Below are 16,868 nucleotides of genomic sequence, written 5' to 3'. Positions count from 1 at the left end.
CCCGGTGAGCGTTGAGCAGAAACTGCGCGACTACCTCAAGCGCGCGACGACCGACCTGCGCGAGGCCAACCGCCGGGTGCGCGAGTTGGAGGACCGGCGGGAGGAGCCCGTGGCCATCGTCGGCATGGCCTGCCGCTACCCGGGCGCCGCCGACCCGGAGGCGCTGTGGGAGCTGCTGCTCGCCGAGACCGACGCGGTCGGCCCGGTGCCCGCGGACCGGGGCTGGGACCTGGCGGAGTTGGCCGCGGCGGGCGCGGTCCCCGTCGGCGGCTTCCTCGACGACGTCGCGGGTTTCGACGCCGGGCTCTTCGGCATCTCACCGCGCGAGGCGCTGGCCATGGACCCCCAGCAGCGGTTGCTGCTGGAGTGCGCGTGGGCGGCGTTGGAGTCGGCGGGGCTCGACCCGACGGGGCTGGCCGGTTCGGACACGGGGGTGTTCGTCGGGACCAGCGGGCAGGACTACCCGGCACTGCTGGCGGCGTCGGGGGACGTGGCGGAGGTCGCCGGTCACATCGCCACGGGGACGTTGGCGTCCGTGCTCTCGGGTCGGGTCGCGTACGTGCTCGGCTTGGAGGGGCCGGCGCTGTCGGTGGACACGGCCTGTTCGTCGTCGCTGGTCGCGCTGCACCAGGCGGTCCAGTCGCTGCGGCGGGGGGAGTGCTCGGCGGCCCTGGTCGGCGGGGTGACGGTGATGTCGACGCCGGGGGCGTTCCTGGAGTTCGGTCGTCAGGGCACTTTGGCCGCCGACGGCCGCTGCAAGCCCTTCGCCGAGGGCGCCGACGGCATCGCGTGGGCGGAGGGCGTCGGCGTCCTGGTCGTCCAGCGCCTGTCCGACGCCCGCCGCGCGGGCCGCCCCGTCCTGGCCACGGTCCTCGGCTCCGCCGTGAACTCCGACGGCGCCTCCAACGGCCTGACCGCCCCCAACGGCCCGTCACAGCAACGGGTCATCACCCGGGCACTCGCGGACGCCGGGCTGTCTTCGTCCGATGTGGACTTCGTCGAAGCGCACGGCACCGGGACCGCGCTGGGCGACCCGATCGAGGCGCAGGCCCTCCTGGCGACCTACGGCCAGGACCGCGACCGGTCCCTCTGGCTCGGCTCGGTGAAGTCGAACATCGGCCACTCCCAGGCGGCGGCCGGCCTCGCGGGCGTGATCAAGACCGTCTTCGCCCTGCGCGAGGCGCAACTCCCCGCGACCCTCCACGCCACCCAACCCACCACCCGGGTCGACTGGAGTTCGGGCGCGGTGGAACTGGTGCGGGAGCGGCGGGCGTGGCCCGAGGTCGACCGACCGCGCCGGGCGGCGGTGTCGTCGTTCGGGGTCAGCGGGACGAACGCGCACGTGATCCTGGAACAGGGGGACGCGGCGGAGGTCGTCGAGTCCGAAGAGGTCGAGGTGGTGCCGTTGGTGCTGTCGGCGGCCTCGGAGGAGGCGCTGCGCGAGTACGCCGCACGGCTGAGGGGTATGCCTCCGGCCCCCGATATCGATGCTACCGGGCAGCACCGACAGAACCCGAACAAGACGATCAAGCCTGTGGACAACTCGACCCCGGAAGACCGCGGGGCGACCGCTACCGCGAGTGGTGCGCGGGAAATGGCAGGTGGGAACGCGGGCGGTGGTGTGGTTTCCGGGGTGTCGGGGGCCGATCACGGGAGCCGGACCGTTGCGTCGTGGGTGGGCCGTGCGGGCCAGGAGGATCACGACGTGGAGCCGGGGGCGACCGCTATGGCTCTTGGTGCGCGGGAAGCGGTAGCGGGGAATGTCGGGGGCGGTGCGGTTTCCGGGGTGTCGGGAGCAGACCTCGGGAGTCCGACGTCCGCACGCCGCGCGGGTGGGATCTCGGTTGCCGATCTCGGGTTCTCGCTCGCCACGACGCGGGCGCGGTTGGGGTATCGGGCGGTGGTGGTCGGGCTCGGTGCCGCTGGGCTCGACGTCGTTGCCGCGGGCACCTTGAGGGACGGGGTCGTCGAGGGCGTCGCGGACCTCGACGGGCGGGTCGTGTTCGTCTTCCCCGGGCAGGGTGCCCAGTGGATCGGCATGGCGCGGGAGCTCCTCGACACCTCCCCGGTCTTCGCCGCCCGCATCCGCGACTGCGAGGCCGCCCTGGCCCCGCACGTCGACTTCTCCCTGACCGCCGCCCTGCGCGGCGGCCCGGACGCGCCGTCGCTGGAGCGGGTGGACGTCGTGCAGCCCGCGCTGTTCGCGGTGATGGTCGCGCTGGCCGCCCTGTGGGCCGCGCACGGCGTCCACCCGGACGCGGTGATCGGGCACTCCCAGGGCGAGATCGCCGCCGCGCACGTCGCCGGGGCGTTGTCGCTGGCCGACGCCGCGAAGGTCGTCGCGGTGCGCAGCCGCGAGCTGACCGTCCTGCACGGCACCGGCGGCATGGCGTCCGTGCGCCTCCCGCTGGCCGACGTCGAGGCCGACCTGGCCGACGTGCCCGGCGTGTCCGTGGCCGCGATCAACGGCGCGTCGTCGATCGTCGTGGCGGGTGACCCGGCCGGGCTCGACGAACTCCAGGCCCGCTGGGACGCCCGCGACATCCGCAACCGCCGGATTCCCGTGGACTACGCCTCCCACTCGCCGCAGGTCGAGGCCATCCAGGACCGCCTGCGCGCCGAACTCGCCGACATCACACCCGGCCGCGCCACCACCCCGTTCCACTCCACGGTCACCGGCACCACCCTCGACGGCCCCGAACTCGACGGCGCGTACTGGTACCGCAACCTGCGCCAGGTAGTCCGCTTCGAACCGGTGGTCGAGTCGCTGCTGGACGCGGGCCACGACACCTTCGTCGAACTCAGCCCCCAGCCCGTGCTCACCATGGCCGTCCAGGAAACCATCGACGCCAAGGACGCCCGCGCCGTCACCACCGGCACCCTCCGCCGCGACGACGGCGGCTACCGCCGGTTCCTCACCTCCGCCGCCGAGATCCACGTCCGCGGCGCCACCGTCGACTGGACCCCCGCGTTCCCCAAGGCGACCGCCATCCCGCTGCCGACGTACCCGTTCCGGCACCGCCGCTTCTGGCCGACCCCCGCCACCGCCCGCCAGGACGCGACCGCACTCGGCCTCACCCCCCTCACCGACCACGCCATCCTCGGCGCAGCGGTCCCACTCGCGGGCGGCGGCCACGTGCTGTCCGGCCGAGTCTCACTCGCCACCCACCCGTGGCTCGCCGACCACACCGTCGGCGGCACGGTGGTCTACCCCGGCACCGGCTTCGTCGACCTCGCCCTCCGCGCAGGCGACATCCTCGCCCGCGACGCGATCGCCGACCTCACCCTGGTAGCACCCCTCCTCCTCCCGGAGACAGGCGCCACCCGCCTCCAGGTCACCCTCGATGGCGACACCATCACCATCCACTCCCACCCCGAGGACGCGGACCCCCACACCCCCTGGACCCTCCACGCCACCGGCACCCTGGCCGAGTCAACACTCGCCGCCCTCCCGACCCAACCAGCGGACGCGTCCCAACCGGAGACCCTCTCCGCAATGTCCACGCTGGACTCATCCTCGGGAACTGCTTCGGTCGCCGCGACCGGCGCCATCGGAACTCTCGCCGAGTCCACGGCGGAGTCGAAGCTGGCCGCCGCCCATCCGGTCGAACCGGCTGACACATCCCGACTCAAAGCGTCCACACTGGACTATCCGCCGCGAGAAGTGTCGATCGACGCCCCCGATCGCCGGGCCGGTTCCGCGCCCGACTCGTCGTCCCGTGGCCAAGAGGTTGCCGAGCGCTCTGTTGGCTCCGCGGTTCCGTTTGCTCCTCGGCCTCCTGAGGACGCCCGCGCGCTCGACACCACAGCCTCACGGCCGCGGGGTGCTTCGCCCGGCGCCCCCGATCACCACGCCGGTGCCACATCTGACTTGTCGCCTCGTGATCCTGAGGTCGTCGAGCACTCCGCTGGCACCCCAGCTCCTTTCGCGTCGGGGCCTCCCGAGAACGTGCCCCCGCCCGATGCCGCGGGTCGCCGGGCCGGTTCCGACTCGTCGTCTCGTGGCCGTGGTGCCGTCCAGCACCCCCTCGCCTCCGCGCCGTGGCCTCCCGCGAATGCCTGCCCGCTCGACACCACCGACTTCTACGCCGGCCTAGCCGCCGCGGGCCTCGCCTACGGCCCCCTCTTCCGCGGCCTCACCGCCGCCTGGACCCACGACGACTCCCTCTACCTCGACGTCACCCTCCCCGACGCCGCCGCCCGCGCCCACCACGTCCTCCACCCCGCCCTCCTCGACGCCGCCCTCCAGGGCATCGCCCTCGCCGCTGACGGCCCCGCCCGCGTCCCCTTCTCCTTCGACGGCGTCACCCTGCACGCCACCGGCGCGAGCCGCCTCCGCGTCCGGCTCACCCCCACCACCCCCGACGCCGTCGAGCTCACCGCCGTCGACGACACCGGCGCCCCGGTCCTCACCATCGCCGCCGTGAGCCTCCGCCCCGTCGACCCGGCGGCGTTCACGGCCACCGCCGAGCCGCTCCTCGAGCCCCGGTGGACCCCGGTCGAGCTACCGGTCGCCGAGCACGCGTCCGACGCGCGTGTCCTCACCGTCACCGGCGGCGACCCGAGGGTCCAGCTCCACAAGACGTTGGCCGCCATCCACGACACCCTCTCCGGTGATGGCAGGCTCGTCGTCCGCACCACCACGCGGGACATCGCGTCCGCCGCTGTCCTCGGGCTCGTGCGCTCGGCCGCGACCGAGAACCCCGGCCGGATCGTCGCGGTCGACTCGGACGCGGAGTCGTCGCACCTGCTGCCCGCCGCCCTCGCCTCCGGGCTGCCCGAGGTCGCGCTGCGCGGGGGGACCGCCCACGTCCGGCGGCTGGTCCGGCTCGCGGGGGCGCCGGGGAAACGGCCGATCAAGGACGGCACCGTGCTGATCACCGGCGGCACCGGGCACCTCGGCGGCCTGCTCGCCCAGCACCTGCGCACCCGCCACGGCGTCCGGGACGTGCTCCTGCTCAGCCGCACCGGCCGCGCCCCGAACACCGAACCGGGCGTGCGCGCCCTGGCCTGCGACGTCACCGACCGCGGCGCGCTCGCCGCCGCCATCGCCGACGCCGGACCGATCGCCGCCGTCTTCCACGCGGCCGGGGTGCTGGACGACGCCGTCGTCACCGGCCTCACCCCCGACCGCGTCGACCACGTCCTCTCCGCCAAGCTCGACGCCGCCCAGTGGCTGCACGAGCTGACGCTGCCCCACGACCCCAGCCACTTCGTGCTGTTCTCGTCCGTGGCGGGTCTCCTCGGCAGCGCCGGGCAGGGCAACCACGCCGCCGCCAACGCCGCACTCGACGCGTTCGCCGAGTACCGGCACAGCCTCGGCCTGCCCGCGACCTCACTCGCCTGGGGACCCTGGGAGGGCGGCAAAGTAGGCGCGCTCACCACCACCGACACCGCCCGCATGGCCCGCTCCGGCCTGCGACTGCTCACCGCCACCAGCGGCATGGCCCTGCTCGACACCGCGCTGGACAGCGACCGCCCCATCCTGGCCCCCGTCCTCGTCGGCGGCCCCGCCACCATCCCCGACCAGGTCCCACCCCTCCTGCGCGGCCTCATCGGCACCCCCCGCCGCCAAGCGCGGACCGCGGACACCCCCAAACCGAACGACCTGGCGGCGACCCTCGCCGCACTCCCCGAAGACGAACGCCACACCACCCTGACCGACATCGTCCGCCGCCAGGTGGCGGCCGTCCTCGGCCACGACTCGATCCGCGAGATAGGCCACCGCCGCACCTTCAAGGACCTCGGCTTCGACTCCCTCACGGCGGTGGACCTCCGCAACCGCCTGGCCACGACCACCGGCCTGCGCCTGCGCGCCTCCCTGGTCTTCGACTACCCGGACGTCACCACGCTCACCGCGCACCTCCTCAAGAACCTGACCCGATCCGCCGCCGACCCCACTCGCGCCACTCGTGGCCGCACCGCCGAACCCGCGCACGCTGCCGGCTCCGCCGGGGCCACCCGCTCCGTCGATGCCGCGCACGCTACCGATTCCGTCGGGTCCGGCCGCATTGGCGATGCCGCCCGCGCTGCCGGCTCCGCCGGGGCGACCCGCTCCGTCGATGCCGCGCACGCTGCCGGCTCTGCTGGGGCCACCCACTCCGCCGATGCCGCCCGCGTTGCCGGCTCCGCCGGGGCCACCCACTCCGCCGACGCCGCAGACGCTGCCAGCTCTGCTGGGTCCGGCCACTCCGTCGATGCCGCGCACGCTACCGATTCCGTCGGGTCCGGCCGCATTGGCGATGCCGCCCGCGCTGCCGGCTCCGCTGGGTCCGGCCACTCCGCTGGGCCTGTCCGCACTGTCGACCCCTCTGGACTCGGCAGTCCCGCCGCTCCTACCGAGCCCGGCCGCGCAGCCGAGTTCGCAGGCACCACCCAATCCGCCGAGCCCAGCCTCGTCGCCAACCCCGCCTGGCATGGCCGCACCGCCCAGCCCGCGCGCGTCGCCGACTCCGCCGAGCCCACCCGCACCGCCGACCCCGCTCCGAACCCCGCGCAGCCCAACGAGCCCGCCGAGGCCAAGCTCACCCAGGCCACCCGGCCCCACACCTCGTCCCCGGCCGCCGATTTCGGGCAGCCGCCAGCCGAGCAGCCCGGGGAGCCCCCGGTTTTCCATTCTACCGCGCAGGACCGACGAAACGGGCAGGTCAGCGAGCCGCCTGTGGATAACTCCCCAGGGGCGATCGCGATTGTCGGGATGGCGTGTCGGTTCCCCGGTGGGGTCGACTCGCCTGCCGCGTTGTGGGAGTTGGTCGAGGCGGAGGTCGACGCGATCGGGCCGTTCCCGAGCGACCGGGGGTGGGCCGCCACCGACGGGCTCGGTGGGTTCGTGCACACCGCCGCCGAGTTCGACGCCGAGTTCTTCGGGATCTCTCCCCGTGAGGCCACCGCGATGGACCCGCAGCAGCGGTGGTTGCTGGAGTGCACCTGGGAGGCGTTGGAGCGGGCCGGGGTCGACCCGCACGGGTTGCGGGACAGCGATGCCGGGGTGTTCGCCGGTCTGTCCCACTCGGTGTACCAATCCGCCGGGGGAGGGCTGGGGGAGGCCAGTGGCTTCGCCGTCACCGGGACGTCGCCGAGTGTCGCCTCCGGCCGCATCGCCTACGTGCTCGGCACCCAAGGTCCCACGATGTCGGTCGACACCGCCTGCTCCTCCTCCCTCGTCGCCCTCCACCTCGCCGTGCGGGCGCTGCGGGCGGGCGAGTGCGGGCTGGCCATCGTCGGCGGCGTCGCGGTGATGGCCACCGACGGCCTGTTCGCCGAGTTCGAGATGCAGGGCGGACTCGCCGCTGACGGGCGGTGCAAGGCGTTCGCCGACGCGGCCGACGGCACCAGTTGGGGTGAGGGCGCCGGTGTGCTGGTCGTGGAACGCCTCGAGGACGCCCACCGCGCCGGGCACGAGGTGCTGGCCGTCATCCGCGGCAGCGCCGTCAACTCCGACGGCACCTCCAACGGCCTCACCGCCCCCAACGGCCCCTCCCAGGAACGGGTCATCACCCGGGCCCTCGCCGACGCGGACCTCGCACCGTCCGAAGTGGACGCGGTCGAGGCGCACGGTACGGGCACCCGGCTGGGCGACCCGATCGAGGCGCAGGCCATCCTCGCCACCTACGGCCAGGACCGCGACCGCCCCCTCTGGCTCGGCTCGGTGAAGTCCAACATCGGCCACACCCAGGCCGCCGCGGGCATGGCCGGGCTGATCAAACTCGTCGAGTCCCTGCGTCACGGCACCCTCCCCAGGACGCTGCACGTCGACCGCCCCTCCACCCACGTCGACTGGACCGAAGGCGCCGTCGAGATCCTCACCGAGACCCGCCCCTGGCCCGCCACCGGACGTCCGCGCCGCGCCGCCATCTCGGCCTTCGGCATCGGCGGCACCAACGCCCACGTCATCCTCGAACACACCCCGACCCAACCCCCAACCCCCGCGGACCACGCCGAACCGGTGCCCCTGGTCCTCTCCGCCCGCACTCCCGCGGCCCTGAGCGACCAAGCGCGCGCCCTCAAAGAAACCCTTGCCAAGCAACAAAACTGGAACCGCACCGCAGTCGCGCACCGCATCACCACCACCCGCGCCCGCTTCGACCACCGAGCCGTCGTCCTCGCGAACGACAACGAATCCGTCCTGGACGGTCTCGCCGCCATAGCGGCGGGCGCACCGGAAATCCACGGCACGGCCCGCCCCGGTGCCCGACCGGTCTTCGTCTTCCCCGGCCAAGGCTCGCAATGGCCCGCCATGGCCGTGGAGCTCATGGCGCGCCCGGTCTTCCGCGCCGCCATCGAGGACTGCGCCACCGAGATCGACCGGTTCACCGACTGGTCCCTCCTCGACACCCTCACCCGCGCCGAACCCCTCGACCGCGTCGACGTCGTGCAACCCGCCCTCTTCGCCGTCATGGTCGCCCTCGCCCGCCTCTGGCGCGCCCACGGCGTCACCCCGGGCGCCGTGATCGGCCACTCCCAGGGCGAGATCGCCGCCGCGCACGTCGCGGGCGCCCTGTCCCTGCGCGACGCGGCCAAGGTCGTCACACGTCGATCCCAGGCCCTGCGCGCGCTCAGCGGTCAAGGCGGCATGGTGTCGGTCACCCTCTCGGCGGCCCGCGTCGAGGAACTCCTCACCGCCGGGCTCTCGGTAGCCGCGACAAATGGTCCACAATCGACAGTCGTGTCCGGTGACGCCGAAGCCATCACCGCGTTCCTCGCCGAGTGCGAGAAACGAGACGTGCGGGCGAAACGCGTCCCCGTCGACTACGCCTCGCACTCCGCGCACGTCGAACGCATCCACAGCGAGCTTCTGACCACTTTGGACGACATCCGACCCCGAACCGGCGACATCCCCTTCTACTCGACCGTTCGCGGTCGCCGAATCGACACCGCCGAACTGACCACGGCCTACTGGTACGACAACCTCCGCCTCCCCGTCCGCTTCGACGAGGTCGTGCGCGCCCTCCTCGACCGCGACCACAACGTCTTCCTGGAGATGAGCCCCCACCCCGTCCTGACCTTCGGTGTCGAGGGCACGATCGACGACGTCGACGCCCCCGCCGCCGCCCTGGGCACCCTGCGCCGCGACCACGGCGGCCCGGACGAGTTCCGCGCCGCGCTCGCCCGCGCCCACGCCCACGGCGTCGAGCCGGACTGGGCCACCCTCTTCCCCGCGAACCCCACCGGCCCGGTCCCGGACCTGCCCACGTACCGGTTCCAGCGCAAGCACTTCTGGCCGCGCGGCTCGGCCGCGGCGCCCACGGCCCCCGACCCGAGCGGCCACCCGTTCGTCCGCGACGTCGTCGACCTCCCCGGCACCGACGGCCTCGTCCTCCGGGGCCGGGTCTCCACCGCCACCCACCCCTGGCTGGCCGACCACGCCGTCAGCGGCACGGTCCTGTTCCCCGGCACGGCCTTCGTCGAACTCGCCACGACCGCCGCCGCCCGCGCGGGCCACCCCCACCTCGACGAACTCACCCTCGCCGCCCCGCTCGTCCTCCCGCCCGGCGCGACCGTCGACCTCCAGGTCTCCGTCGGCGCCCCGGACGACGGGCGCCGCCCCGTCGAGCTCTTCTCCCGGCCCGCCGACGCCCCCGACGGCACACCGTGGACCCGGCACGCCGCGGGCCACGCCACCCGGCAGGCCGGACCGGCGGCCGACTTCCCCTGGCCCCCGACCGGCGCCACCGAGATCGACGTCCCCGCCCTCTACGCCGCCGTGGCCCAAGCGGGCCTGCACTACGGCCCGTCCTTCGCCGGGCTGCGCCAAGCCTGGCGGCGCGGCCGGGAACTGTTCGCCGAAGTGGCCCTGCCCGAGCAGGACGAGCACACCGCGCGCGGATTCCGGCTGCACCCGGCCCTCTTCGACGCCGCGCTGCACGCGCTCGGCGCACCCGGCGACACCCCGGACCCGGACGCCCGCGTCGCGCTCCCGTTCTCCTGGACCGGCGCGCACCTCGCCGACACCGGCCGCGCCACCGCCCGGGTCCGCCTCGCCCGCGCCGACGACGGCGCCGTCACCATCACCCTCGCCGACGACCTCGGCCAGGTGATCGCCCACGTCGACGCCCTGGTCCTGCGCCCGGTCGACCCCGCCCGGCTGACCGCGGGCAGCCGCGCGGCCGGCGGGCTCCTCGGTGTGGAGTGGACACCCGTCGACCTGCCCCCGGCCCCCGGACCGGTCCCGCTGCGGATCGTCACGCTGGAATCCGGGTCCCCAGCGGACAGTGCTGTCCGCGCACTCGAACTCGTCCGCGAACCCCACGCGGAACACCTGGCCATCGTGACCGGGAACGCCGTCGCGGGGGCGCGCCCCGACCCGGCGCTCGCCGCCGCCTGGGGTCTGGTGCGGTCCGCGCAGACCGAGCAGCCCGACCGGTTCCTGCTCGTCGACACCGACGGCCCCACCCCGCACGACACCCTCGCCCGGGCCATCGCGGCGGGGGAGACCCAGCTCGCGCTCCGCGCCGGACGGCCGCACGTCCCCAGGCTCACCCCGCTGCCCCCGGCGGAACCGCGGCCGTTCACCCCGGCGGGCACGGTCCTCATCACCGGCGGCACCGGCGGGCTCGGCGCCCGCGTCGCCCGGCACCTCGTCACCGCGCACGGCGTCCGCTCGCTCGTCCTGCTCAGCCGCCGCGGCCCGGACGCGCCCGGCGCGGCCGAGCTGGTGGCCGAGCTGCCCGCGATCTCGATCGTCGCCTGCGACGTCACCGACCGGGACCGGCTGGCCGCGGTCCTCGCCGAGCACCGGCCGACCACCGTCATCCACACCGCGGGCGCCCTCGACGACGGCGTCATCGGGTCCCTCGACCGCGACCGCGTCGAGCGGGTGTTCGCCGCCAAGGTCCAGGGCGCGCTCAACCTGCACGACCTCGCCACCGACGTGGACCGCTTCATCCTGTTCTCCTCCGCCGCGGGCGTCCTCGGCGGCGCGGGCCAGGGCAACTACGCCGCCGCCAACGCCGCCATCGAAGCCCTCGCCCAGCGCCGCCGCGCCGACGGGCTGCCCGCCACCGCCATCGCCTGGGGGCCGTGGGCTTCGGCCACCGAACTGACCGGCGGACTCGGCGAAGCGGGCCTGGCCCGGCTCGCCCGCGCGGGCACCATCCCCCTGACCGACGACGACGGGCTCGCGCTGTTCGACCGCGCCCTGGCCGCCGACGCCCCGGTCGTCGTCGCCACCCGCCTCGACCTGTCCGCCCTCCGGGCCCGGGGCCCCGCGCCGATCTGGCACCGGCTCGTCCCACCCACCACCGCCGCCGCCCAGCCGAAGTCCGTCGCGGACGACCTCAGGGCGATGCCCGCGGCGAAGCGGGCCGAGGCACTGGCCGCGCTGCTCCGGTCGCACGTCGCCGACGTGCTCGGCTTCACCGCGGCCGACGAGATCGACGAGCAGCGCCCCTTCCGCGACCTCGGCTTCGACTCCCTCACCGCCGTCGAACTCCGCAACCGCCTCACCGCCGCGACCGCCCTGCGCCTGCCGCCGACCCTGGTCTTCGACCACCCCACGCCCAAGGCGCTGGTGGCGCACCTGCTCGCGGAACTGGCCCCCGACCAGGACTCCTCGGTCCTCGACGACCTGGACCGGCTCGAAACGGCCCTGTCCGGGCTCGACCGGGACGACCTCCTCCGCACCACCGCCCTGGCCCGGCTGACCGAGCTGATCGGCCGCTGGGGCACCCCCACCCCGACCGGCACCGCCGAACCCGTGGACGTCCCGGACGCGGACCTGTTCGAGGTGCTGGGACAGCGCTACGGAGCAGCCGATGCCGACTGAGGAGCAGTTGCGGTACTACCTGAAACGGGTCGTCGGCGACCTCGACGCCGCCACCGCCCGCGTCCGGGAGCTGGAGGAACGCGACACCGAGCCGATCGCCGTGGTCGGCATGGCCTGCCGGTTCCCCGGCGGGGTGCGCGGACCGGACGACCTGTGGCGGCTGGTCGCCGACGGCCGGGACGCGATCACCCCGTTCCCCGCCGACCGGGGCTGGGACCTCGAAGGGCTCTACCACCCCGACCCCGACCACCCCGGCACCTCGTACGCGCGCGAAGGCGGCTTCCTGCACGACGCCGCCGACTTCGACGCCGGGTTCTTCGGCATCTCCCCGACCGAGGCCCGCGCCATGGACCCGCAGCAGCGGCTGCTGCTGGAGGTCTCGTGGGAGGCCGTCGAACACGCGGGCATCGACCCGACCACGCTCCGCGAGAGCCGGACCGGGGTGTTCGCCGGCCTGATGTACCACGACTACGCGGCACTGCTCGCCCACGACGAGGGCGCCCAGGACCACGCGGGCACCGGCAACGCGGGCAGCGTCCTGTCCGGCCGCGTCGCCTACGCGCTCGGGCTGCAGGGCCCGGCGGTCACCATCGACACCGCCTGCTCGTCGTCCCTGGTCGCCCTGCACCTGGCGGCCCGGGCCCTGCGCGCGGGCGACGCGACGCTCGCGCTGGCGGGCGGGGTGTCGGTCATGGCCACCCCCGGCCTGTTCGTGTCCTTCACCAAGCAGCGCGGCCTCGCCCGCGACGGCCGGTGCAAACCGTTCTCCGACCACGCCGACGGCGCCGGGTTCGCCGAGGGCGTCGGCGTGCTGCTGCTGGAACGGCTCTCCGACGCGCGCCGCCACGGCCACCCCGTGCACGCGGTGGTCCGGGGCAGCGCCGTCAACTCCGACGGCGCCAGCAACGGCATCTCCGCGCCCAACGGGCCCGCGCAGCGGCGGGTCATCGCCCAGGCGCTCGCCGACGCGCGGATCGCCCCCGACACCGTCGACCTGATCGAGGCCCACGGCACCGGCACCACGCTCGGGGACCCGATCGAGGCGCAGGCCATCCTCGCCACGTACGGGCAGCACCGCGCGCGTCCGGCCCGGTTGGGGTCGATCAAGTCGAACCTCGGTCACACGCAGGCGGCGGCGGGCGTGGCGGGTGTCATCAAGGCGATCGAGGCGATGCGGCACGGCGTTCTGCCCGCGTCCCGGCACGCGGAGCACCCCACCACCAAGGTCGACTGGACCGCCGGGTCGGTGGAGTTGCTGGCCGCCGCGGAACCTTGGCCGGACACACCGGTTCGTCGAGCGGCGGTGTCTTCTTTCGGGATCAGCGGTACCAACGCTCATGTGATCCTCGAACAGCCGGAAACCGCCCCGGAGCCTGAGTTTTCCGTTGCGCGGGCGCCGATCCTGTTGTCCGGCAGGACTCCTGGTGGTGTGCGGGCGCAGGCCGCCGCGTTGCGGACGCACGTGCTCGACCGTCCCGACTTGTCGCTGTCCGACATCGGTCGGACTCTCGCGCTGCACCGCACCGCTTTCGAGCATCGGGCCGGGTTTGTCGCCGCCGGCCGTGAAGAGCTCCTTGACCGGCTGGGTGCTGTCGAGGAGACCACGCGGGCGCGCACCGGGAGCGGTGTGCTGTTCGTGTTCCCCGGCCAGGGGTCGCAGTGGGAGGGCATGGCCGGGCCGCTGCGCTCGGACCCCGTGTTCGCTCGACGCCTCGACGAGTGTGTCGAGGCGTTGGGGGAGTTCGTGGACTGGCCCGTGCTGGACGTCCTGCTCGGTGCTCCCGGGGCGCCGTCGCTGGACCGGATCGACGTCGTCCAGCCCGCGCTGTGGGCGATGATGGTGTCCCTCGCCGAGGTCTGGCGCGCGCACGGTGTCGCGCCGGACGCGGTCGTCGGGCACTCGCAAGGGGAGATCGCCGCTGCCTGCGTCGTCGGGGCGCTGAGTCTGCGTGACGGGGCGCGGATCGTCGCCAGGCGGAGCGGGTTCTGGCAGGAGTTGGCCGGGCTCGGCGGGATGCACGCGGTGTCGTTGCCCGCCGACGAGGTTGCCCGGCGGATCGAGCCGTGGGGCGGTGTCATCGCGGTTGCCGCCGACAACAGTCCTTATGCCACAACGGTTTCCGGAGAGGTTGGCGCGCTCGACGAACTCGCCGCCGAGTTGACGGCCGACGGGGTCGGGCACCGGCGCGTGCGGGGAATCGGGATCGCGGCGCACTCACCGCAGATCGACCGCTACCGCGACGCGCTGCGCGCCGAACTCGCCGTTGTGGCCCCGAAGGCGTCTGAGATCCCGCTGTACTCGACGGTCACCGGTGACCTGATCGACACCGGCCGGATGGACGCGGCCTACTGGTGGGACAACACCCGGGAGCCCGTCCGCTTCCACCAGGCCGTGCGCAAGGCGCTGGCGGGTGGGATCCACGGGTTCGTCGAGGTCAGCCCGCATCCGACGCTGCTGCCCGCGCTGGCGGAGGTCGCCCAGGACACGGGGGCGCGGGTCGCCGCCGCCGGAACGCTGCGCCGCCAGGACGGCGGGCCCGAACGCGTTCTGGCCGCGCTCACCGAGGCCCACGACCAGGGCATCGCGGTCGACTGGCGGACCGTGTTCCCCGGCGACCGGGTTCCCGCCGCGCTTCCGCCGTATGCCTTCCAGCACCGCCGCTACTGGCCGGAGATCGCCCCGCCGCAGTCGCCTGCTTGGCGCTACCGCGTCCGGTGGCGCCCCGTTCCCGTCGACCGCCCCGGCCGACCGGGCCGCTGGGCGATCATCGGCACGGCGGACCACCAGCCCATCGCCGAGGCGCTGCGACGACTCGGTGCCGACGTGGAGATCACCGCCGACGCCGAGCGGGCACTCGCCGAGTTCGACAACGCCCTCGCCCTGCCCGGCACGCTCCTCGACGCCGTGGCCCTCGTCCGCGCCCTCGACACCCCCGGCTCCGGCCGACTCTGGCTCGCCACTCGCCACGCGGTGTCCACTTCGGACTCGGCGCCGACTCCGGAGGCGGCCGCGATCTGGGGATTGGGTCGGGTGGCCGCGCTCGAACACCCCACCCGCTGGGGCGGTCTCGTCGACTTCCCCGAGGCCGCCGACGAGCGCACCTGGGACCTCCTCGCGCGGGCCGTGAACGCCACCGGCGAGGACCAGATCGCTGTCCGAGACGGACTCCTGGCTCGCAGGCTCGTCCCCGCCGCGCCGCGCGTCGGCGAACCGACCTGGTGTCCGAAGGGCACCGCGCTCGTCACCGGCGGCACGTCCGGGGTCGGCGCTCTCCTGGCCCGCTGGCTCGTCGGTCTGGGGACCCGCGACCTCATCCTCACCAGCCGTCGGGGCACGGACGCACCCGGTGCCGACGCACTCGCCGCGGACCTCCGCGCGGCGGGCGCGACCGTCCGGGTGATCTCCTGCGACATCGCCGACCGCGATGCCGTCGCCGCGCTGCTCGCCGACACCGACGTGCGCACCGTCGTCCACGCCGCCGGGGCGCTGACCTCGGCGCCCACGGTCGACATCGACGCGCGGCACCTCGCCGAGACCATGGCCGCCAAGGTCGACGGCGCCCGCCACCTGCACGAGCTGACCACCGACCTCGACGCGTTCATCCTCGTCTCCTCCGGCGCGGGCGTCTGGGGCGGCGCGGGCCAGGGTGCCTACGCCGCCGCCAACGCCTACCTCGACGCCTTGGCCGAACAGCGCCGCGCCCAGGGCCTCGCCGCCACCTCCGTGGCCTGGGGAGCCTGGGGCGGCGACGGCACCCTCGCCCGCGACCCGGCCATCGCCGACGCCTTGGCGCGGCGGGGCAACCGCATGATGGACCCGGACCGCGCCCTCGACGCGCTGCGCGGCGCCCTGCACGACGGCGACACCACCCTCGTCGTCGCCGACCTCGACTGGTCGCTGTTCGCCCCCACGTTCACCATCGGCCGCCCGTCCCCGCTCCTCGCCGAGATCCCCCGACCCGCCGCGCCCGCCGTCGAGCCCGTGGAGGACGTCACCGACATCCCCGCCCTGGTGCGCGGGCTCGTCGCGTCGGTCCTCGGCCACGCCTCACCCGCCGACCTGGACCCGGCGCGGAGCCTGCCGGAGGCGGGGTTCGACTCGCTCATGTCGATCCGCCTCCGCAACGCCATCGCCGCCGCCACCGGCAGGCAGCTGCGCGCCGACCTCGCCTTCGCGCACCCCAGCGTCGACGCCATCACCCGACTGCTCACCGACGCGGAGGAACCCGAACCCGCCACGGAACCGGACTCCCTGTACGCGTTCTTCCGGAGCTCGTGGGAACAGGGCCGCATCGGCGACGGCTACCGGCTGCTGACCGCCGCCGCCGACCTCCGCGCCAAGTTCGACACCGACGCGGGGGCGGCCAACCGCGTCCCGCCCGTCCGGCTGGCCCGGGGCAAGGCGGACCCGGTGATCATCCTGTTCAGCACGTATGTCGCCATCGGGGGCGTCCACGAGTACGTCCGGCTGGCCACGCCGTTCCGCGGCAGGCGCGAGGTCGCCGTCCTCCAACCCCCCGGCTTCGAACGCGACCACGCCCTCCCCCGGGACGTCGACGTCCTGCTCGGCACCCAGGCCGCCGCCGTGCTCGACTGCGCCGACGGCCGACCGTTCGTCCTGGCCGGGCTTTCCTCCGGCGGCACCATGGCCCACGCCATAGCCGCCCACCTCGAAGACCGCGGCCACCACCCCGCGGGTGTCGCCCTCCTGGACGTCTACTTCGAACCAACCGAGATCGCCACCCTCTTCGACGGCGACCTCGACGAGGGCATGTTCGAGCGAGAACACACCTGGACCCCGATGACCACCCCCCGCCTCACCGCCACCGCCCACTACCTGTCCCTCTTCGGCGGCTGGACACCCCCACCCATCTCCGCGCCGACCCTGCTCCTGCGCGCCGCGGAGCCCCACAGCCCGCCGCTGAGCGACAAACCGGAGGACTGGCAGGCGAGCTGGGACCTCCCGCACACCGCCGTCGACGTCCCCGGCACCCACTTCACCCTCGTCGAGGACCACGCCCCCACCACCGCCGAAGCCCTCGAACGCTGGATCCGCGACCTCCCCTGACACGACTGTGCCCCGCCACCGAGCAGGTGGCGGGGC

2 protein-coding genes are annotated in these 16,868 nt (G+C 74.5%); both read left to right on the top strand.

Features of this window, described 5'->3' with window-relative positions; genetic code table 11:
- Window positions 1-4 precede the first annotated feature (4 nt).
- Window positions 5-11,764, top strand: a complete 11,760-nt coding sequence (locus tag V5P93_RS22165) for a type I polyketide synthase (protein ID WP_219823962.1) — start codon at window positions 5-7, stop codon at window positions 11,762-11,764.
- Window positions 11,754-16,832: an SDR family NAD(P)-dependent oxidoreductase gene (locus V5P93_RS22160; protein WP_104478953.1), complete on the top strand. Its 5,079-nt coding sequence runs from the start codon at window positions 11,754-11,756 to the stop codon at window positions 16,830-16,832. The genes V5P93_RS22165 and V5P93_RS22160 overlap by 11 nt, the downstream gene beginning before the upstream one ends.
- Window positions 16,833-16,868 lie beyond the last annotated feature (36 nt).

The organism is Actinokineospora auranticolor, assembly GCF_041897805.1.
Taxonomy (GTDB): domain Bacteria; phylum Actinomycetota; class Actinomycetes; order Mycobacteriales; family Pseudonocardiaceae; genus Actinokineospora; species Actinokineospora auranticolor.
This window is presented reverse-complemented; position numbering and strand designations above follow the sequence as displayed.